This window comes from Pseudomonas sp. PvP100, from assembly GCF_017833055.1.
Classification (GTDB): Bacteria; Pseudomonadota; Gammaproteobacteria; order Pseudomonadales; family Pseudomonadaceae; genus Aquipseudomonas; species Aquipseudomonas syringae.
Genome location: NZ_JAFIBO010000001.1, coordinates 3768771 through 3788904, shown reverse-complemented (window position 1 = coordinate 3788904; position 20134 = coordinate 3768771). Strand labels below are relative to the sequence as shown.

The window sequence follows — 20134 nt, the reverse complement described above, 5'->3', positions numbered from 1 at the left end:
GGGTGACCCATTGAACGAGCAGCAGTCCGCTCGCACATCCTCTGCAACGCTACGCCCCTCGGCCTGTCCGGGGTTGCTGCGTATCGTCCCGGCACTGGACGGCGGGATCTGCCGGATCAAGCTGGCGGGCGGGGTGATCAGCAGTGCGCAGGCCATGGCCGTCGCCGAGGCCGCGCGCACCTATGCACACGGCGTTATTGAAGCCACCAACCGCGCCAACCTGCAGATTCGCGGCATTGGTGCTGATCATGACGGGTTGATCAGTGCCTTGATGGCGGCAGGGCTCGGCCCCGCCAACCCGGCCAGCGACGATGTGCGCAACCTGATGCTTAGCCCGACGGCCGGGCTGGACCCGCAGATGCTCTTCGATGCCCGGCCGCTGGCGGCGCAGATTCTCGACGCGCTGGAACATCACCCGCGTTTTCATGAGCTGTCCCCCAAGTTCGCCCTGTCGCTGGACGCTGGCGAAGCGCTGGTCATGCTCGAACACCCGCACGACGTGTGGCTGTCGGCGCTGAAATTCGATAACGAAGTGTTGCTGGCGTTCGGGTTGGCCGGCTGTCCGGCCCGTGATCGACCGCTGGCCGCTGTTCCTGTGGCCGAGGGGAAGACGCTGGTTGTCGCACTGCTGGAACTGTTTCTCGACCTGGCCCGCCCCGAGCACACCCGGATGCGGCACCTGCTGGCCGAGGTATCGACCGCCGATCTGCTGCGCGAGCTGTCGACTCGGTCCGGCTGCACAGTGCGGACCGATAAGGCGATCACCGATTGGCAGCGTCCGGCCATTCAGGGCACTCGGCATATCGGTGTTTATCCACAGGCCCAGCCTGACCAGGTTGCGGTGGGCGCTGCAGTACCGTTGGGGCGTCTCGATGCGGCGATGCTTTCCAGCGTGGCGCAACTGGCTGCGGATCAGGGCGATGGCACTCTGCGTCTGACGCCCTGGCAAAGCCTGTTATTGCCCAACGTGCCGGTCGAGCGCGCGACGGCGGTGCTGGGCGCGTTGCAGGCATCGGGCTTCGTCGGGGCGGCCGGGCAACCGCTGGCGCAAATGCTCGCCTGTACCGGTTCTGCCGGGTGCGCCAAGGGGCTGGCCGACACCAAGGCCGACGCCCTGCAACTGGCTGCCGTGCTGGCTACCGGCCAGGCTGTTCACTTGAGCGGCTGCACGCGTTCCTGCGCCGCCGCCCACGTAGCGCCAGTAACCTTGCTGGCTGTCGCGCCGGGCCGTTACGATCTTTATTTTCGCGATACAGCGCATGCCGGTTTCGGCGTGCTGCGCGCGCGCAACCTTACTATTGAAGCAGTCGGTGCGCAGTTGAACGCCGGCTCACGGAGCAACATGCATGATTGATTACATCCGCGATGGTCAGGAGATATATCGCAACTCTTTCTCGATCATTCGCGCCGAAGCGCGTCTTGACACGATCCCTGCCGACCTGGAAAAACTCGCCGTGCGCGTGATCCATGCCTGCGGGATGGTCGAAGTCATCGAAGACCTGCGCTTCTCGCCGGGTGCCGGTGCTGCCGGGCGCAACGCTCTGGCCGCCGGAGCGCCGATCCTGTGCGATGCGCGGATGGTCTCCGAAGGCATCACCCGCACCCGTCTGCCCGCCAATAACCCGATCATCTGCACCTTGCATGATGAAGGCGTACGGGAAATGGCCCTGGAGCTGGGCAATACGCGTTCTGCGGTGGCGCTCGAGTTGTGGCGTCCGCACCTGGAAGGCAGCGTGGTGGTCATCGGCAACGCGCCGACCGCGCTGTTCTACCTGTTGGAAATGCTCGATGCCGGTGCGCCGAAGCCTGCGCTGATTCTCGGTTTTCCGGTCGGTTTTGTCGGCGCCGCCGAGTCCAAGGCGATGCTCGCCGCCGACAGCCGCGGCGTGCCGTTCGTGATCATGCAGGGCCGTCGTGGCGGCAGCGCCATGGCCGTGGCCGCTGTCAACGCACTGGCCACGGAGATCGAATGATGCAGGCACGCGGTCGATTGATTGGCCTGGGCGTCGGTCCCGGCGACCCGGAGCTGATCACCGTCAAGGCCCTGCGCCTGCTGCGCGAGTCGCCGGTGGTGGCGTATTTCGTGGCCAAGGGTAAAAAGGGCAACGCATTCGGCATCATCGAAGCGCATCTGCAGGACGTTCAGACCCTGATGCCGCTGGTCTACCCGGTTACCACCGAGGCATTGCCGGCAACACTGTCCTACGAAAAGCTCATCAGCGACTTCTACGACGAATCCAGCCGGCACATTGCCGCGCACCTGGACGCCGGACGCGATGTGGCGGTGATCTGCGAAGGCGATCCGTTTTTCTATGGCTCCTACATGTACCTGCACGATCGTCTGGCCGAGCACTACGACGCTGAAGTGATTCCGGGCGTGTGCTCGATGCTCGGCGGTGCTTCGGTGCTGGGCGCGCCGCTGGTGTATCGCAATCAGAGCCTGTCGGTGCTGTCCGGTGTGCTGTCCCACGATGACCTGAAACGCAAGCTGGCCGATGCCGACGCGGCGGTGATCATGAAACTGGGGCGCAACTTCCACAAGGTCCGCGAAGTGCTGATCGAACTGGGGATGGCCGGGCGTGCGCTGTATGTCGAGCGCGCCACGATGAGCAACCAGAAAATCGTTCCGCTGGATCAGGTCGACCCGACGTCGTCTCCCTATTTTTCGTTGATTATCGTCCCTGGCGACAGGTGGCAAGGCTAATGACCTCCATGACTCCGGCCATCGTCATTCTCGGCAATGGCAGCCTTGCTACCGCGCGGCGCATTCAACAGCTGTTTCCCGATGCGCTGATTCATGGCCTGGCCGAGCGCGTGCAGGGTGCCGACCGTACTTACAGTGAGTTCGGCGCGACGCTGCGCCAGTTGTATCAACAGAACACGCCGATCATCGCCCTTTGTGCGGCCGGTATCGTTATTCGCACTCTGGCCGCCGTGCTGCTGGAGAAGGGCGCCGAACCGCCGGTGCTCGCTGTGGCCGAAGACGGCAGCGCCGTGGTGCCGCTGCTCGGCGGCCTTGGCGGGGTGAATGTTCTGGCGCGCAGCATCGCCAGCGGGCTTGGCGTTGCGCCGGCGATCACTACCAGCGGCGAGCTGCGTTTCGGCACCTGCCTGCTCAATCCACCAAGCGGCTATGCGCTGGGCGATCTGGAGCTGGGCAAGCGTTTCGTTTCCGACCTGCTATCCGGTGAATCCGTGCGCATCGAGGGCCAAGCCCCGTGGCTGGCTCAGGCGCAACTGCCCGAAGATCCACAGGCGGCGCTGGCCATCCATGTCGGCAGTGCCCTGCGCGAGCCTTCACCCCATGAATTGCTGATCTACCCGCGTAATGTGCTGGTTGCGCTGACTGACCTCACTGACCAACTGGTTGAGCACGTGCGCTCGGCCCTGCGCGAAGCACGTATCGCCGGGCAGTCTCTGGCCTGTCTGTTGGCTGCCGAGGAGCAGATGGCCAATCCGCACCTGCACAAGGCTGCCGCCGAGCTGGACGTTGCGGTGCGATTCGTCAGCGCCGCTGCGGCCAGCGAGATGGCCATGAAGGCTGTGCCGCAGCTGTTGCCACCGCTTTGCGTCGACGCCCACACAGCGATTGCTGTCGCGGCGCAACCGCTGGAGGTGCAGAGCATCGGTCGCGGACGTGGCCGCGTTGCAGTCATTGGCCTGGGCCCTGGCGCAGCAGATCTGATGGTGCCTGCGGTCAAGGCCGAACTGGCACGTGCCAACGATGTGCTGGGCTATGAGACCTATGTGCGCATGGCGGGGCCGTTTCGTGCAGACCAAGTGCTGCACTGCACTGACAATCGCGAAGAAATGCAGCGTGCCCGACATGCCTTCGAGCTGGCTGCTCAAGGCCGCTCGGTGGTCGTGGTGTCGTCCGGTGATCCGGGAGTGTTCGCCATGGCGTCAGCGGTGCTTGAAGCGTTGCATGAGTCGGATAATCCTCACTGGCATGCGGTCGAGCTGGAGATTCTGCCCGGTGTCTCGGCCTCTCTGGCCACCGCAGCCCAGGCCGGTGCGCCGCTGGGGCATGATTTCTGTGTGCTGTCGCTGTCCGACAACCTCAAGCCCTGGGAGATCATCGAAAAGCGTCTGGACCTCGCCTGCCAGGCCGATCTGGCTCTGGCGTTCTACAACCCGATATCGCGCTCCCGACCTTGGCAACTGGGGCGCGCGCTGGAGATTGTCCGCCAGCATCGCATCCCTGCAACGCCCGTGACGCTGGGGCGCGACATCGGCCGTCCTGGCCAGACTCTGAGGGTTATCACGCTCGGCGAGTTGACCCCGGAGCAGGTGGACATGCGCACCATGGTCTTGATCGGCTCTTCCCTGACGTGCACCTTTGCGCGCCACGAAGGCGGCAACTGGGTCTATACGCCGCGTTGGTACGGCAACAAGCCTACAGCGTGAGCTCGCACCCGTGTAATACCAACTGCTACCTATTGTGGGAAAGTGCTGAAGTGGTGATCTCACTTCAAGCCTGTGAGCCGGTGTTTCGGCTCACAGGCTTGAGCGAATCGGCTCTCTTCAATCTGCGTAGTCTGTAGTCCGACGCCAGAAATCTCACCGGAATGTTCGCTCACCCGCAGTAAACCGGGAGGCAGATGGCGCGTCGAATTTCGCTCTGCGTGTCACGTTCGGCAGCCTGGTGCGCGAAAGCCATCATGGGGCAAACGGGAAGCACCGAAAAAACTGCCTGATTTATTTCGTTAGTCTCGATTCAGTCCACCAGGACTCATGAATTAAAGGACTAATGAAATGACACAGGAAAAAACCATGAACAGCACTGACAACCTTGATTACATCGCCGCCTGTGAGCTGGCTGAATGCCCAACTTCGTTCGGCGCGTACGCGGCGGCGGCCAATCCAGGCTTACCCAAGGCGCGTGACGTAACCGACGCGAAACCCGGCAATGAGGCGGCGGTGGTCGCAGGCAGTCTGCTGGCATTTGCCGCCGGGATGTCGGCGCAGAGCAAGCAGGACGTAATAAATTCCTTTCTGTTTGCCACCCTGGTGGCCAACAAGGCGTTCAGCGCTCAAACCCAGGGTGATCAGTGGTATGACAAGTTCAACGAAGTGCTTTCGAAGCTGGGCTGGCTTTCCACGCAGTGGAACTATGCGCATTATCGTGCCACCCATCAGCGTTTCACGATGGACGAATTGGGTCTGGAGATCCTTGGTTCGGCCATTGCAGCTGCCGCGTTACCTGGGCCTGCATCGCTGCTGATGCTCAAGGTGGCTGGAGATGCAATCGCCGCATTGAGGGCCAAAAAAGAACCCCTGCGCCTGTTCGAGAGCCAGACCAAGGCACATCGTGGCGGTAGCTTCCGTATCGCCTCCTGTATCGAATCCGAGGACAGCATCGTCAGTCTGGCCATGGCAGCGGTCAGTTTTCAGGCTGACAGTGACGTCACCAACGTACTGTTCTGGGAGTGGCAGGACACCAGTGTCCAGACCTGGAAGGGTGAGGACAGCCTGTTGCTCAATACGGCGCTGTATGCGCGCCATCGCGACATGATCCAGCAACGGCTGGACGATAATGCCAGACGTGCGATTGCAGATTTCGAAATCTGACCGGAGTGTTGGCGGAGGCATGGACTGCCTCCGCCTTCGGGATAAAAGGAATTTTCCCATGAAACAGGAATTGGATGCCGTAGTCGTCAATGCGGGCTGTTTGATGTTTTTCCCCGAACCGCAGCGGGTATCCCTGAAAAACGATGTGCTGGATTCGATGCTGTACGTGCAGTTGGCCGCATCGAAGCAACACTCGAAGTTTGCCGAACCCGAAAAATGGAATGAAACCCGTCTCGCCGCAGCGCAGCGTTTCGGTTGGTTGCCGAGTGCCAACGAACGCACCAGCCAGCCTTTGCCGGAAGAGTCTGTCGAAACGGTGTGGAGTTGCATGACGCGTGCGCTCGCCCCCTTCGTGCCAGCCGAGACGCTCCGGCATGCGGAGGCGTTCATGCGTAAGGTGGGCAATCAGTCCTTCACGAACGAAGCGCTTCATCTGCTGCGCAGCCAGACCATACAGAGCGGTTTGAATCACGCGGGCAAGTTGCAGGTCAGCGTGCTTCTGCAACTGGCGTTCGTCGACACCCGGCAGAACCTGAAACTGGCGCAGTTTCAGTTCGCCACACGTCAGCCGTTGTCATCCGGGTTTCTTTTCGAGGTCATCGAGCCGACAAGTGTCTACGGCAACATCGCTGTGACTGTCTATGCAATGCAGCTGTTCGAACAGGTCTATTCGCAGTTTCGCGATGGCATCGACACCGCGCTGTCGAGCAAGCGCGCGGGTCTGATCATGTCGCTTGGGGGCAGTTCAGATGTCTGATCCGGATGAAGCCCTGCTGACGGACGCCGGCCTGCTGTCCTTCGCCCGCAACGTTGAACCTGATTTGCGCCAGAACATAATCGATTGTCTGCGCCATGCCCGACTGGTCGCAGATGATCACCATTCTTCCAGGATGAACTGGCGTGCATGGCTGGAGGCTTACCAGCGCTCGATTGCCGCCACTGGCGGTTTGCGGAGCGCCGGGATCAACGATGCCCGATTGAAAATCCACAGTTTCAGGGATATCGGAAAACTGCAGCTACCCGTGGTCGATAATGCCGGCGAGCTTCGCCAGTTGTACCGCAGTTCGTTCGACAAGTTATTGAGCAGTGATCATGCGGCGAGTTTTTTCAGCAGTTGGTTCACGTCCGGGCGTTCTGAAAGCTTTCAGCTCATGCCATGTGCAATGCGCAGTAAGGACGAAGTGTCGATCCTCCTGTGCAGCTTGCAGATGACCACCCTGGCGCTGCGGCCCGCGCGTTATTTCTGGCAGATAGTGGGCGGCGAAATGCAGGTGCATGCCGTCGCTACTGCGTTCCGCTTCAGTCGCCAGAGCTTCGAGCCGTTTCGCCAGACTGTGCAGGACGCGCTGGCTGATCGTGCCGCAGCCGAAATCATCAGTCTTTAATAACCTGGAAAAGCCCATGGAAGGGAGTAATGCAAATGAGTGCAGATACAGAGAATGCGGCCTATCTGGGCAATATCCCCAGTATGGTCGCGTTTCTGCCCGGACTTGCGAGCGAGGAGCGCACGGATATTCAGAACGTGCTTCTGGACGCTCAGTTGTTCGCGGGCAGGCAGTTTGATTTCAAGACCCAGTGGGGCAGCTGGATGCATTACTACCGCAGCCGCCTCAAGACGCGCGGCATACAGCAAAAGGGCCTGGTCTTGGGTGACTCACTGGTGGTGAGCAGTGTCGACGATTTATTAGAGGCGACGTTCAAGGTCAGTCATCCCGCGGATCGCAAGCGTCTTAGCGACATGGTGCAGCGTGCGGTTGCTGCAATGGGGGTCAATCAGGCAGCGGAGTCGTACTTTCAAAACGGCTTGGATCAGGGACGTCTGGGCAGTTTTCAGGTCGTACCCTGCGAAAAGTATGAGTCTGGCAGGATGCTCCTCTTGCTTTGCAGTCTGCACCTGAGCGTTGACGACCATGCGCCAGGAAGACGAAGACTGCTGTTTCACTTCAAGGGCGGCAGTTACATCTTTGACAGCAAGGTGTATGCAACTCACCGTGACGAGGTTATGCGTTATCTGGACGGCAGGGCGCTGGGGCTGGTGCGGTCTGCAAGTATCTGAACCCTGTCTAGGGCAGCAGGTAGCCCCTGATGCCAGTGAAAATGATTTGCGCGGCCAGCGCACAGACAAACAATCCCATCAAGCGGCTGACAATCTGCAAACCCTGATCACCGAGGATTCGTTCGATACGGTTGGAGAGGTAAAGCACGACGCCGACGGTGAGGCTGGCCAGCGCAATACTCAGGATGGCGGTAAGTTTGTCGTCCCAGTGGGGCTGGCTGACGCCCATGACCAGCAACGCACCGATCGTGCCGGGGCCGACGGTAAGCGGGATGGTCAAAGGAACGATAGTCACATCCTGCTGGATATTATCGGTCTGCACCGCTGACTTGCCCTGTGCCATGCCCAGTGCCGATATGAACAGCACACTGCCGGCACCAATTCTGAACGCATCCACCGTGATGCCGAATACATCGAAAATAACCCGTCCGAACAGGTAAAGCAGCACGCTGGAAACCAGTGTCGCCAGTGCCACCTTCCAGGCCAGGCGCCGCTGCTCCTTGCGCGAGTGACCTCGCGTGAGGCTGATGAAGCATGAAAGAACGAAAAACGGGCTGTAAAGCACCAGCATTTTCAGATAGACGCTGAACAACACGTGAAGCATGGCTTCGACTCACAGCAGCAGGTGGATGGCAGCGCCAGTCTATCAGGCCATAGGCCTTTCCCGTTGCTGTCAGTTTTGCCGATAGCGCTCGTCGTCAGCCGTCAGCCCGCGGGCCTTGTCACGGTGCGCTACCCAGTGCTCGACCAGTTCGCGCAACTGGGACAGCTCGATGGGCTTGGCCATGTGGCCGTCCATGCCAGCCTGGCGTGCCCGGTCCTTGTGCTCGGTGAGAATATGCGCGGTCAGTGCAACAACCGGGGTGCGTACGCGCTGATTGCCGACTTCCCAGGCGCGCAATTGCTCGGTGGCCGAGAAACCGTCGAGTATCGGCATCTCGCAGTCCATCAACACCAGGTCATAACGCTGCGCCTTCATGGCACGTAATGCTTCCTCACCATTGCTCGCGGTATCGGGGTTGAGGTTGAGCTTGCCGAGCATGCCGCGGATGACCTTGGTCGAAATGCTGTTGTCTTCGGCCACCAGAATCCGGAAGTCGCCAGGGACGTTGACCGGCGGAGTCACGACCGGGCCGGGCTTGTTCGACACGACACCCTTGTTCAACTGGGTCAGTTCATCTGCCAACGTGGTCTTGAGCGTGTAGCCTGCTACCGGTTTGGCCAGAATCCGCTTGATGCCGGAGTTGCGCGCGATGATCTTGCTGGGCGCATTGCTGATGCCGGTCAGCATGATCAACAGAATGTCGTGGTTCAGGCTTGGATCTTCCTTGATCTTGGCGGCCAGTTGCATGCCGGTCATGCCCGGCATGTTCTGATCGAGCAGGACCACATCGAAATAGTCGCGCAGGTGCGCCTTGGTTCTGAGCAGGGCCAGGGCCTCCTTGCCGGACGCCACGGCGCTGACATTCAGGCCCCAGGCGCTGCATTGCTGGACCAGCACTTTGCGGCATGTATCGTTGTCATCGACCACCAGCACCCTGGCATCTTTCAGCGGGCTGTCCAGATCGATGGTCGGCTGTTCAAGCAGCTTTGCGTCCAGCGGCAGGTTCAGCCACAGCGTATTGCCTTGCGCACCAGTGTTCTGAATGCCGAACTCGCCGTCCATCAGTACGATCAACTGACGAGCGATCACCAGCCCGAGATGGCCGCCGAGCCGGCTGCTGGCCAGGAAGTTACGGCTGTGCAGTTCGGCGTGCAGCAGCTCTTCGCGCTCTTCATCGGAAAGCGATTCGCCGCTGTCCTGAACCGAAATGCGCAACCGCGTATTGCCGCTTTTCGAGGACTCGAGGGCGACGGCCAGAAGAATTTCACCTTCGTCGGTCTTCTTCAGGGCGTTTTCCAGCAGGCTCAGCAGCGTCTGGCGCAGGCGAGTCGGATCACCATTGATGACACGCGGCACCTGAGGCTGAATCTGGCTGATCAGCTCGACCTGTTGCTGCTCGGCCTTGGCGCGGAAGATATTCAGGCAGTCCTCGACCAGCGCACCGATGTCGAACTGCACGTCGTCCAGTTCGATCTGCCCAGACTCAAGCTTGGTGATGTCGAGAATCTCGTTGATCAGCGTCAGCAGTTCGTTACCAGCACTGTGAATGGTCTGCACGTAGTCGCGTTGTTTGACCGACAGCGGGGTGCCGAGCAGCAGTTCGGTCATGCCCAGCACGCCATTCATCGGGGTGCGAATCTCGTGGCTGATCTTCGCCAGGAACTCGGCCTTGGCGTTGATTTCGGCGGTGCTGGCTGCCTGATCGCGGCTGATGCTGAACCGGTCTTCGGTGATGCTGCGATGCCGTTCGCTGAGCGCCAGGCTCATCAGCAGTCCGCTGATGCAAAACACGCTGAGCAGCGCCAGTATCAGCCATTGCGGCGGCACCAGGCTCAGCCACAGCAGGCCGGGCAGGACCACCATGTAGCCGATATTGAAGGTGATCATCCCGAGGACAAACAGGCGCGCCGAGCGATAGCCCTTCTGCCAGTGCCACATCGACACCGCGAGAATGCTCAGGGTGGTCAACGAGACCAGGCCGAACGTCAGGATATTGATCGGCAACTGCTCGTCGAACAGCACCAGCGAGGCGCCGATCCCCATGAGCACCGCGTTGCCCAGCAACAGACGGTCGAGCTTGCGGGCATTGCGGTGGACGAAGAAATAGTAGGTGTAGATCAGTCCTGCGACAGCGGCCAGCAGCAGTGCCAAGTGCGCGCTAGGGGTTTGCGCGATATTCCACGGGTCGATCGGGCGCAGCAGGTTGAGCAGCAGCAGGGCACTGAGCCCGAGTAACGATTCGCAGGCGGCCAGCCACAGATTGCTGCGCGACCGGGTGTGCCCGTAACGCGTCAGGTTCTGCACGATCAGCATGGACAGCGCGCCAAAAAGCAGCCCGAACAGCAACGGCTGGGTCTCGTTGGCGGCGCTTTTTATCGCCGGTTCGAGGGTGATGCTGGGGCGCATTTTCTGTGCAGAGACGAGCTTCAGGTAGATATCCAGAGGGGCCGAGCTTTGCGGAACCGGTAGCAGGAAATCGTTGGACGGCAGTCGCTGATCTTCAATCGGCACGTCATTGCCGGTGCGCACGTGGTCAATCTGTTGATCGCCGTCCATGACATACAGGTCGGCGCTGGACAGATCCGGGGCGAAGATGCGCAGGAGTTGTTCGTGCTGGGTCGGTTGCAGGCGGTAATGCAGCCACACGGCACCGCCGCGATCCGCAGCCGTGACACGTTCCAGTTCGGTGGGGCTGAATTGATTCTGATAGCGCGCCGAGCGGATTTCATCCAGCGTCAGGTGGGCCTTTTCGTCGAGCAGCGTCGACCAGCCTGCACCATGCTCGGCCTGCGCCGAAAGCATGAACAGCAGGGTCAGCAGTCCGACGGTTGAGGCTATGGCAATCCTGAGCCCGCGCACAATGAAATCCCTTCGTGAGTGAATGCCTGGTAAAACCGCGAATACCGGACCAACCGGCCAGCCTCTGGTTGAAGAGGCTGGTCCGATCGATTACTCCTGGTCTTCGCCACGCTCACGGGCAATGGCACGGTAGCCAATGTCCTTGCGGTAAAAACACCCTTGCCAGTCGACTTTTGCGGCCAGCGCGTAGGCATTTTCCTGCGCGTTGCCGACGCTGTCACCCAGCGCTGTGGCACACAGTACACGACCACCGCTGGTCACGACACGCTCATCCTGCAAGGCCGTGCCTGCATGGAAAATCTTGCCTTCGAGCTGTGCTGCTGCGTCCAGACCCTCGATGACTGCGCCCTTGGCGTAGTCGCCAGGATAGCCTCCGGCGGCCAGCACGATACCCAGGCTCGGGCGCGGGTCCCACTGTGCTTCGATCTTGTCCAGCGCTTGCGCCAGCGCAGCTTCGACCAGCAGTACCAGACTCGATTGCAGGCGCAGCATGACCGGCTGGGTTTCCGGGTCGCCGAAGCGGCAATTGAACTCGATGACTTTCGGGTTACCCGCTTTATCAATCATCAGACCAGCATAGAGGAAGCCGGTGTAAACGTTGCCTTCATCGGCCATGCCCCTGACGGTCGGCCAGATCACCAGGTCCATGACACGTTGATGAACCTCGGCGGTGACCACCGGGGCAGGGGAGTATGCGCCCATGCCGCCGGTATTCGGCCCGCTGTCGCCGTCGCCGACGCGCTTGTGGTCCTGGCTGGTGGCCATGGGCAATACATTCTTGCCGTCGACCATGACAATAAAGCTGGCCTCTTCGCCGTCGAGAAACTCTTCGATGACAACGCGTGAACCGGCGTCGCCAAAGGCGTTGCCAGCCAGCATGTCACGTACGGCGTCTTCGGCTTCTGCCAGGGTCATGGCGACGATCACGCCCTTGCCTGCGGCCAGGCCGTCGGCCTTGATGACAATCGGCGCGCCTTTTTCACGCAGATAGGCCAGGGCAGGCTCGATTTCGGTGAAGTTCTGGTAGTCGGCAGTAGGAATCTTGTGACGCGCCAGGAAGTCCTTGGTAAACGCCTTGGAACCTTCAAGCTGCGCAGCACCGGCGGTCGGGCCGAAGCAGTCCAGGCCACGGCTGCGGAACAGGTCGACGACGCCTGCAACCAAAGGCACTTCAGGGCCGACGATGGTCAGCGCAACGTTTTTTTCAGCAAAATCCGCCAGTTGCTCCAGTGCCAGAACGTCGATGGCCACGTTTTCGCATTTGGCTTCGATCGCCGTGCCCGCATTGCCCGGTGCAACAAACACCGTCTGCACGCGTGGGTCCTGGGCGACTTTCCATGCCAGGGCGTGTTCACGACCGCCGCTGCCAATGATCAAAATATTCAAAACAGACTCCTTTGGAGTAGCTACAAGCTGTTAGCTACAAGCTGCAAGTAGAAGCGGGGGCAGCTTGCGTGCAGCTCATGGCGTTGAATGGTTAGTGCGTTAGGCTTTAGCTTGAAGCTTGAAGCTTGCCGCTGCCCTTAGTGCCTGAAATGACGCATGCCGGTAAACACCATCGCGATGCCGGCTTCGTCGGCCGCAGCGATTACTTCATTGTCACGCATCGAGCCGCCTGGCTGGATGACAGCGGTGATGCCGACCTTGGCCGCGTTGTCGATGCCGTCACGGAACGGGAAGAAGGCATCGGAGGCCATGACCGCGCCCTGAACCTGCAGGCCGGCATGCTCAGCCTTGATGGCAGCGATGCGCGCCGAGTTCACGCGGCTCATCTGGCCAGCGCCGACGCCGACGGTCTGGCGGTTGCGGGCGTAGACGATGGCGTTGGACTTGACGTACTTGGCGACTTTCCAGGCGAAGATCAGGTCATGCATTTCCTGTTCGGTCGGCGCACGCTGGGTCACGACCTTGAGGTCGGCCTCGGTGATCATGCCGATGTCACGGCTCTGTACCAGCAGGCCGCCATTGACGCGTTTGTAATCCCAGGCAGGTAGGCGCTCGCTCCACTGGCCGCTGGTCAGCAGGCGCACGTTGGCTTTGCTGGCGACGATGGCGCGGGCTTCGGCGCTGACGCTCGGTGCGATGATCACTTCGACGAACTGGCGCTCGACGATGGCCTTGGCGGTTGCAGCGTCCAGCTCGCGGTTGAAGGCGATGATGCCGCCAAATGCCGACTCGGAGTCGGTGGCATAGGCCAGTTCATAAGCCTGACGAATGCCGCCTTCATCGTCCGGGCAGACCGCGACACCGCACGGGTTGGCGTGCTTGACGATCACGCAGGCCGGTTTGACGAAGCTCTTGACGCATTCCAGGGCGGCATCGGTATCGGCCACGTTGTTGAACGACAGCTCCTTGCCCTGCAACTGGGTGACGGTAGCGATACCAACCTCGGCAGGTTTGGCTTCGACATAGAACGCCGCGCTCTGGTGCGGGTTCTCGCCATAGCGCATTTCCTGAGCCTTGACGAACTGGGTGTTGAAGGTGCGCGGGAACTGGCTGCGGCCTTCGGTACTCAGGGTTTCGGCGGTCTGGTCGACGCCGCCCAGGTAGTTGGCGATCATGCCGTCGTAGGCGGCGGTGTGCTCGAATGCCTTGAGCATCAGGTCGAAGCGCTGAGCGTAGGTCAGGCCGCCGGCCTTGAGGCTTTCCAGGACCTGGCCGTAATCGCTGGCATTGACCACGATGGCGACGTCCTTGTGGTTCTTCGCCGCGGAGCGGACCATGGTCGGGCCGCCGATGTCGATGTTTTCGATGGCGGTCGGCAGGTCGCAGCCCGGCTTGGAAACAGTGGCTTCAAACGGGTACAGATTGACCGCAACCAGATCGATCGGCTTGATGCCGTGCTCGGTCATGATGGCGTCGTCTATGCCGCGACGACCCAGAATCCCGCCATGGATCATGGGGTGCAGGGTCTTGACCCGGCCGTCCATCATTTCAGCGAAGCCGGTGTAATCGGCCACTTCGACTGCCGCGACGCCGTTGTCCTTGAGCAGCTTGAACGTACCGCCAGTGGAAAGAATCTCGACGCCCAGCGCTTCAAGCTCGCGGGCAAACTCAAGGATTCCTGTCTTGTCGGATACGCTGATCAGAGCGCGGCGGATCGGCAGGCGGGTAGTCTGGTCGGTCATCTCGATTTCCATCAAAAGCAAAAGAAGTCAGCAAAAAAAAGCGACCGCGGTGCAAGGTCGCCTTTTCTGTTTTGAATGCTTTAAAGCAGATCGTACTGTTTGAGTTTCTTGCGCAGCGTACCGCGATTCAGTCCCAGCAGCTCGGAGGCCTTCGTCTGGTTGCCCTTGACGTAGTTCATCACGCTTTCCAGAAGCGGAGCCTCGACTTCCGACAACACCAGGTTGTAGACGTCAGTGACGGATGCGCCTTCGAGGTGGGCGAAATAATTGTGCAGCGCCTTCTCGACACTTCCGCGCAGGGTCTGACCCTCTTCGCTCGGCGTGTTGAGGTGCTGTTTCAAATTGACGTTGTCGCTCACGGGTGTTGTTCCACTCACTAAAGTCTCGGTCATCATCGTCATGCGGCCACCTCTTTATCATTCTCGTTATCCGGGCCCTTGCAGCCTTGGCTGAAGAACTCCCGGACGTTGGCGCACTGTGCTTCCGTATCTTCCAAACGATTGAAGTGGGCGCGAAACTCTCTGGCGCCCGGCAGGGTTGCGAGATACCAACTGACGTGTTTGCGTGCAATGCGCACGCCCATCACGTCTCCATAGAAAACGTGGAGCGCTGCCAGATGCTCAAGCAGAATGCGTTCCACTTCACTCGACTGCGGCGCCGGCAGTGTTTCTCCGGTCCGCAGGAAGTGTTCTATCTCGCGAAAAATCCAGGGACGCCCCTGTGCGGCCCTGCCAATCAGTAATCCGTCTGCACCGGTGGCCTTCAGCACGTGCCGGGCCTTTTGCGGTGAATCGATGTCGCCATTGGCAAAGACCGGTATCGACACGGCCTGTTTAATCTGGGCGATGGTGTCGTACTCGGCCTCGCCGGTGTACAGGTCGGCACGGGTTCGCCCGTGTACCGCCAGTGCCGTGATGCCCGCCTGCTCGGCAATTTTCGCCACTGTCAGGCCATTTCGGTTGTCACGATCCCATCCGGTGCGGATCTTCAGCGTGACCGGTACATCGACTGCCGCCACGACGGCCTGCAGGATGTCGTTGACCAGTTGCTCATCCTTCAACAGCGCCGAGCCTGCTGCCTTGTTACAGACTTTCTTGGCCGGGCAACCCATGTTGATGTCGATGATCTGGGCGCCCAGTTCGACATTGGCACGTGCTGCGTCTGCCAGCATCTGCGGATCACCACCGGCGATCTGTACCGAGCGCGGCTCGGGATCACCTTCGTGGATCATGCGCAGACGCGATTTGCGGCTGTTCCACAGGCTCATGTCACTGGTGACCATCTCCGAAACCACCAGGCCGGCGCCGAGTCTTCGGCACAGCTGACGGAAAGGCTGGTCGGTGACGCCCGCCATCGGGGCGAGAATCAAGCCGTTTTGCACTGTATATGGGCCGATGCGTACTGCCGACATAGCCTTACCTGTTGTGGAGGCCAAATCATCCGCAGGCCGTGTAAAAAACTGTTTCACCCGGTCTGCAACGGCTCATCCCGCCAGCCGCATGCGCCACCGCCAGATCGAACCGAGAGTTTGAAAAAGGGTTGGCATGATACCCGCTCTCGATGACTGGATAAAGGCTGAATTGGATAAAATCTGAACAGTTATTGCCGGGGCTCGACCACCTCGATAAGAGGGTATTTTGCCGCGAAATTTCTGCGATCGTGCAGCGTTCTTTGATGAAATTTACGTGTAAAGAAGCAGTCTTGACCGACGCTTCGGCGTCGGGCGTGTCATTCCGGCGAGCGGAAGTTCAGGCTGTAGTTCACGGCCTTGGCACCTGGATCAAGGATATCCAGCGCGATATGGATCGGCGTCTGCGGCGGCATCTCTTCCTTGCCGGCCATTTCGCCGCTCAGGTATTCACTGGGCTTGAACCGACGACTGGCAATCAACTGACCGCCGGTATCGGAAAAGCGCAGCTCCAGCAGGGGAAACGGCTGGGAAAAAGAGGCGCGGTTGTAGATGATCGCGTCGACCACCAAAGCCCCCTGAAACTCCGGGTGACTGCGCACGACCAGGTTGCTGCTCTTGAGCTGGGAAATGTCGACTTTGCTCGGCACCTTGCAGCCAACCTGTGGGCAAATCTGCTGAAACAACGGGCGGTACTGGTCCTGGCGTGCCAGCTGATCGAAGTGATACCAGACGTACTGTCCTGCCAGGCCCGCCAGCGCCAGCATGATCAACAGCCCCCAGGCCAGGCGTCGGCCCCAGCGCGGTTTGGGCCGTTGCCAGTCCAGCTGTAAAGGGTCGTCGGTCAGGTCAAGGAGTGTCTGGTCGCGCACTGCCGGTTCGTTGCGGCTGCGCTTGCCCCGCGGTTCAGGCTCCGGCTCATGGTCGTCGTCTTCATCATCGTCATCCACCGCAGACCAGCGCTCGACCTTCTCGGCAGGCGGCGCCTTGCGCTGGATGATGACTGGCATCGGTGGCTCGTCATCGTCCAGATCCTTGTCCAGTGACAGCGACGGCTCTGTGCGTTTGTCGTCCTCCGGCAGATCCTGAGCTTCTGCAGTGTCTGCATCCGGGATAACTTCTGCATGCAACTCGGGCAACTGCTCGACATCGTCGTTATGCAGCGTATCGACCCAGGCAGCCTCATCGCTCTGCCGACTGTCACGCTTCGCCGTCAGGCTCACAGCGTCGTTGTCGATGTCGCTGACCGGGCGGGCAAAGGTGTCAGGCCTGCGCGTCTCGCGTTGTTCGAGGCGGGCCAGTTCTTCGTCCAGATTGAGATTGTCCAGATCCAGTTCGCTGACCTGCCAGGGATCGTCCTCTTCGGGCGCCTTTTCCGGCTCCGGCTCCGGCTTCTGCTCGGGCTCCGGCACTGGCGTCGGCAGGGGCTCCGGTTCGGGCAGGGCTGCGACCACCGGCGAGGCTGGCAGCGCCTCTTTTTCGGAGTCATCGCTTGCGCGTTGCTCGAGCAACTGCCGCGCTGCGTTGAACACCTGCAGGCAGGCTCCGCACCGCACCACGCCACGGGCCACGCTCAGTTGAGCGTGACTGACTCTGAAACTGGTCTGGCAGTGCGGGCACTGGGTGACGAAACTGTCGGTCATGCGGCTGTCCGGTTGAAGCGGCGGTTAACGGCGGCGACCCGTGATGCGTACCCAGCCATCTCGGTTAGCGATCGGGTCCAGATCAAAACTGTCAGCATAGGCTGCCGCAACTTCCTCACCCTGTTCGGCAAGGATGCCTGACAGTGCCAGGCGTCCGCCGGCTCTGATCAGGGTAGCCAGTTGCGTCGCCAGGGAAACCAGCGGGCCAGCCAGAATGTTGGCGACCAGCACGTCGGCCTGCTGGTGTGGCAGATCCTCGGGCAGGTACAGCGGGAAGCGTTCGGCGGCGATATTGTTGCGTCCGGCATTGTCACGAGAGGCTTCCAGTGCCTGCACGTCGATATCGGTGCCAACGGCCTGTTCGGCACCCAGCAGCAGTGCGGCGATGGCCAGAATGCCCGATCCGCAGCCGAAATCCAGCACGTTGCAGCCTTCGAGGTCCTGGCCGTCCAGCCACTCGAGGCACAGCGCGGTGGTCGGGTGGGTCCCGGTGCCGAAGGCCAGGCCTGGATCGAGCAACAGATTTACGGCGTCCGGTTGCGGCGCGGCATGCCAGCTCGGCACGATCCACAGGCGCTTGCCGAAACACATCGGCTGGAAGTTATCCATCCAGCTGCGTTCCCAGTCCTGATCTTCGATGACTTCGGCGCTGTGTTCGGGCAATTCTTCGCCGGTCAGCAGGCTCAGGTGCGCCAGGGCCATCTCGGCGTTGGTGTCGGCTTCGAACAGCGCCAGCAGGTGGGTATGTGCCCACAGCGGCGTGGTATTGAGTTCGGGCTCGAAAATCGGCTGGTCTTCAGCGTCCATGAAGGTCACGGACACGGCGCCGACTTCAAGAAGGGCGTCTTCGTAGGTTTCGGCTTGTTCTGGGCTGATGGCGAGACGGACTTGCAGCCAAGGCATGGCGGATTACCTTCGATTTGGAAATAAGTGCGGCTAGTAAGGCCAGTGCTGCCGCAGGAAGCGGGCAAGTTTACTGCTATGCGCTGCAAACAACAAAGCCGCATCACTGCGGCTTTGTCGTTGTGAAGCAGACTGGCTTATTGATTGGCCAGTTTGTGCTCCAGGTAGTGGATGTTGACTCCGCCTTCGCAGAAGCCTTCATCGCGGGTCAGGTCGCGGTGCAGCGGGATGTTGGTCTTGATCCCGTCGACCACGATTTCGTCCAGGGCGTTGCGCATGCGTGCCATGGCCTCTTCGCGGGTCGCGCCCCAAGTGATCACTTTACCGATCAGCGAGTCATAGTTGGACGGTACCTTGTAGCCGCTGTACAGGTGCGAATCGACCCGTACGCCGTTGCCGCCCGGTGCGTGGAAATGCTTGACCAGACCAGGGCTTGGTACAAAGGTCTTCGGGTCTTCGGCGTTGATCCGGCATTCCAGCGCATGACCCTTGATGACCACGTCATCCTGGGTGTACGACAGTTTGTTGCCGGCGGCGATGCTCAGCATCTCCTTGACGATGTCGATGCCGGTGACCATTTCCGAAACCGGGTGCTCCACCTGAACACGGGTGTTCATTTCGATGAAGTAGAAACGACCGTTCTCGTACAGGAACTCGAACGTACCCGCACCGCGATAACCGATATCGATACACGCCTTGACGCAGGCAGCCAGAACATCCTCGCGCGCCTTTTCGTCGATGAACGGTGCCGGCGCTTCTTCCAGGACCTTCTGGTGACGGCGCTGCAGCGAGCAGTCGCGATCGCCCAGATGGATAGCCTGGCCCTGGCCGTCGGAAATCACCTGGACTTCCACGTGACGTGGGTTGGTCAGGTATTTTTCCAGGTAGACCATCGGGTTGCTGAACCAGGCGGCTGCTTCGGCGCGGGTCTGCGACGCGGCTTCGATCAGGTCTTCTTCGCGATGAACCACACGCATGCCGCGACCACCACCGCCACCGGCGGCCTTGATGATCACCGGGTAACCGACTTCACGGCCAATGCGCAGAGCGGTGTCTTCGTCTTCCGGCAGCGGGCCGTCGGAACCGGGAACGGTCGGTACATTGGCCAGCTTCATGGCGTCCTTGGCAGAAACCTTGTCGCCCATCAGGCGAATGGTGTCTGCTTTTGGACCGATGAAAGCGAAGCCCGATTTTTCAACCTGTTCGGCGAAGTCGGCGTTCTCGGCGAGAAACCCGTAACCCGGGTGGATCGCCGTGGCGCCGGTCACTTCGGCAGCCGAAATGATCGCCGGAATGTTCAGGTAGGACAGATTGGCCGGTGCCGGACCGATGCAGACGGTTTCGTCTGCCAGGCCCAGGTGCATCAGCTCGCGATCTGCGGTGGAGTGTACAGCGACGGTCTTGATGCCCAGTTCTTTACAGGCACGCAAGATGCGCAAGGCAATTTCGCCGCGGTTGGCGATCAGAACTTTTTCCAACATCGCAGGCTCTCCCCGGGTCAAACGATTGTGAACAGCGGCTGGTCAAACTCAACCGGCTGACCGTTTTCTACCAGGATGGATTCGATCACACCGCTGGCTTCTGCCTGGATGTGGTTCATCATTTTCATCGCTTCGACGATGCAGATGGTGTCGCCTTTCTTGACGGTCTGGCCGACTTCGACGAATGCAGGCGAAGTAGGTGCCGGGGTACGGTAGAACGTACCGACCATTGGCGACTTGACCACAAAACCGTTCAGTTTCGGAGCCGACGGTACTTCTGGCGCAGCCGGAGCGGCGGCAGGTGCGGGTGCGGCTACCGGCGCTGCAACCGGAGCGGGCGCGTAGTAAGGCTGCGCAGGGGTCTTGCTGTGGCGGCTGATCCGTACGGATTCTTCGCCTTCACGAATTTCCAGCTCGTCGATGCCGGACTCTTCCAGCAATTCGATCAGTTTCTTGACTTTGCGAATATCCATTAATCAAC

The 20134-nt window shown here is 60.5% G+C and carries 18 protein-coding genes; 8 read left to right on the top strand and 10 right to left on the bottom strand.

The window, feature by feature from the left end:
* Positions 1-10: 10 nt before the first annotated feature.
* From cobG to JOE39_RS16060, 8 genes are all read left to right on the top strand, one after another.
* Entirely contained in the window at positions 11-1354 is a 1344-nt protein-coding gene (cobG, locus tag JOE39_RS16095; protein WP_096112894.1) for a precorrin-3B synthase, read from the top strand.
* Positions 1347-1973, top strand: coding sequence for a precorrin-8X methylmutase (locus JOE39_RS16090; RefSeq protein WP_003313953.1), 627 nt, complete (start codon positions 1347-1349; stop codon positions 1971-1973). Before cobG ends, JOE39_RS16090 begins: the two co-directional genes overlap by 8 nt.
* A complete protein-coding gene (locus tag JOE39_RS16085) occupies positions 1973-2704 on the top strand; it encodes a precorrin-2 C(20)-methyltransferase (protein ID WP_003313952.1) in 732 nt (243 codons plus the stop codon). The genes JOE39_RS16090 and JOE39_RS16085 overlap by 1 nt, the downstream gene beginning before the upstream one ends.
* On the top strand, positions 2704-4407 hold the full coding sequence (cobJ, locus tag JOE39_RS16080) for a precorrin-3B C(17)-methyltransferase (RefSeq protein ID WP_210078561.1): 1704 nt from the start codon (positions 2704-2706) through the stop codon (positions 4405-4407). The genes JOE39_RS16085 and cobJ overlap by 1 nt, the downstream gene beginning before the upstream one ends.
* Before the next feature lie 348 nt (positions 4408-4755).
* Positions 4756-5571 (top strand): hypothetical protein, encoded by an 816-nt coding sequence (locus JOE39_RS16075; protein ID WP_210078562.1) that lies wholly within the window; start codon positions 4756-4758, stop codon positions 5569-5571.
* A gap of 58 nt (positions 5572-5629) precedes the next feature.
* Positions 5630-6328, top strand: coding sequence for a hypothetical protein (locus tag JOE39_RS16070; protein ID WP_032662558.1), 699 nt, complete (start codon positions 5630-5632; stop codon positions 6326-6328).
* The gene (locus tag JOE39_RS16065) at positions 6321-6956 is read left to right on the top strand and encodes a hypothetical protein (RefSeq protein ID WP_032662561.1); all 636 of its coding nucleotides are present in this window, start codon (positions 6321-6323) and stop codon (positions 6954-6956) included. The genes JOE39_RS16070 and JOE39_RS16065 overlap by 8 nt, the downstream gene beginning before the upstream one ends.
* 35 nt (positions 6957-6991) lie before the next feature.
* Positions 6992-7627: a hypothetical protein gene (locus JOE39_RS16060; protein ID WP_096133131.1), complete on the top strand. Its 636-nt coding sequence runs from the start codon at positions 6992-6994 to the stop codon at positions 7625-7627.
* A 7-nt stretch (positions 7628-7634) separates the two neighbouring features.
* Here the strand turns inward: JOE39_RS16060 and JOE39_RS16055 are convergent, their stop codons facing one another.
* From JOE39_RS16055 to accB, 10 genes are all read right to left on the bottom strand, one after another.
* A complete protein-coding gene (locus JOE39_RS16055; RefSeq protein ID WP_003313945.1) occupies positions 7635-8231 on the bottom strand; it encodes a MarC family protein in 597 nt (198 codons plus the stop codon).
* Between the two features lie 69 nt (positions 8232-8300).
* Positions 8301-11090 (bottom strand): hybrid sensor histidine kinase/response regulator RetS, encoded by a 2790-nt coding sequence (gene retS, locus JOE39_RS16050; RefSeq protein ID WP_016569066.1) that lies wholly within the window; start codon positions 11088-11090, stop codon positions 8301-8303.
* A 90-nt stretch (positions 11091-11180) separates the two neighbouring features.
* Entirely contained in the window at positions 11181-12476 is a 1296-nt protein-coding gene (gene purD / locus JOE39_RS16045; protein ID WP_024650493.1) for a phosphoribosylamine--glycine ligase, read from the bottom strand.
* Positions 12477-12613: 137 nt separating this feature from the next.
* Entirely contained in the window at positions 12614-14218 is a 1605-nt protein-coding gene (gene purH / locus JOE39_RS16040) for a bifunctional phosphoribosylaminoimidazolecarboxamide formyltransferase/IMP cyclohydrolase (protein WP_210078563.1), read from the bottom strand.
* A gap of 80 nt (positions 14219-14298) precedes the next feature.
* Positions 14299-14619: a DNA-binding transcriptional regulator Fis gene (fis, locus tag JOE39_RS16035; RefSeq protein WP_002555375.1), complete on the bottom strand. Its 321-nt coding sequence runs from the start codon at positions 14617-14619 to the stop codon at positions 14299-14301.
* Positions 14616-15629: a tRNA dihydrouridine synthase DusB gene (gene dusB / locus JOE39_RS16030; protein WP_024693336.1), complete on the bottom strand. Its 1014-nt coding sequence runs from the start codon at positions 15627-15629 to the stop codon at positions 14616-14618. Before dusB ends, fis begins: the two co-directional genes overlap by 4 nt.
* Before the next feature lie 317 nt (positions 15630-15946).
* Positions 15947-17269, bottom strand: coding sequence for a DUF3426 domain-containing protein (locus tag JOE39_RS16025; RefSeq protein WP_210078564.1), 1323 nt, complete (start codon positions 17267-17269; stop codon positions 15947-15949).
* Positions 17270-17293: 24 nt separating this feature from the next.
* The gene (gene prmA / locus JOE39_RS16020) at positions 17294-18172 is read right to left on the bottom strand and encodes a 50S ribosomal protein L11 methyltransferase (protein ID WP_210078565.1); all 879 of its coding nucleotides are present in this window, start codon (positions 18170-18172) and stop codon (positions 17294-17296) included.
* Between the two features lie 137 nt (positions 18173-18309).
* On the bottom strand, positions 18310-19653 hold the full coding sequence (gene accC / locus JOE39_RS16015) for an acetyl-CoA carboxylase biotin carboxylase subunit (protein ID WP_003313936.1): 1344 nt from the start codon (positions 19651-19653) through the stop codon (positions 18310-18312).
* A gap of 17 nt (positions 19654-19670) precedes the next feature.
* Positions 19671-20126: an acetyl-CoA carboxylase biotin carboxyl carrier protein gene (accB, locus tag JOE39_RS16010; RefSeq protein ID WP_003313935.1), complete on the bottom strand. Its 456-nt coding sequence runs from the start codon at positions 20124-20126 to the stop codon at positions 19671-19673.
* Between the last annotated feature and the right edge of the window lie 8 nt (positions 20127-20134).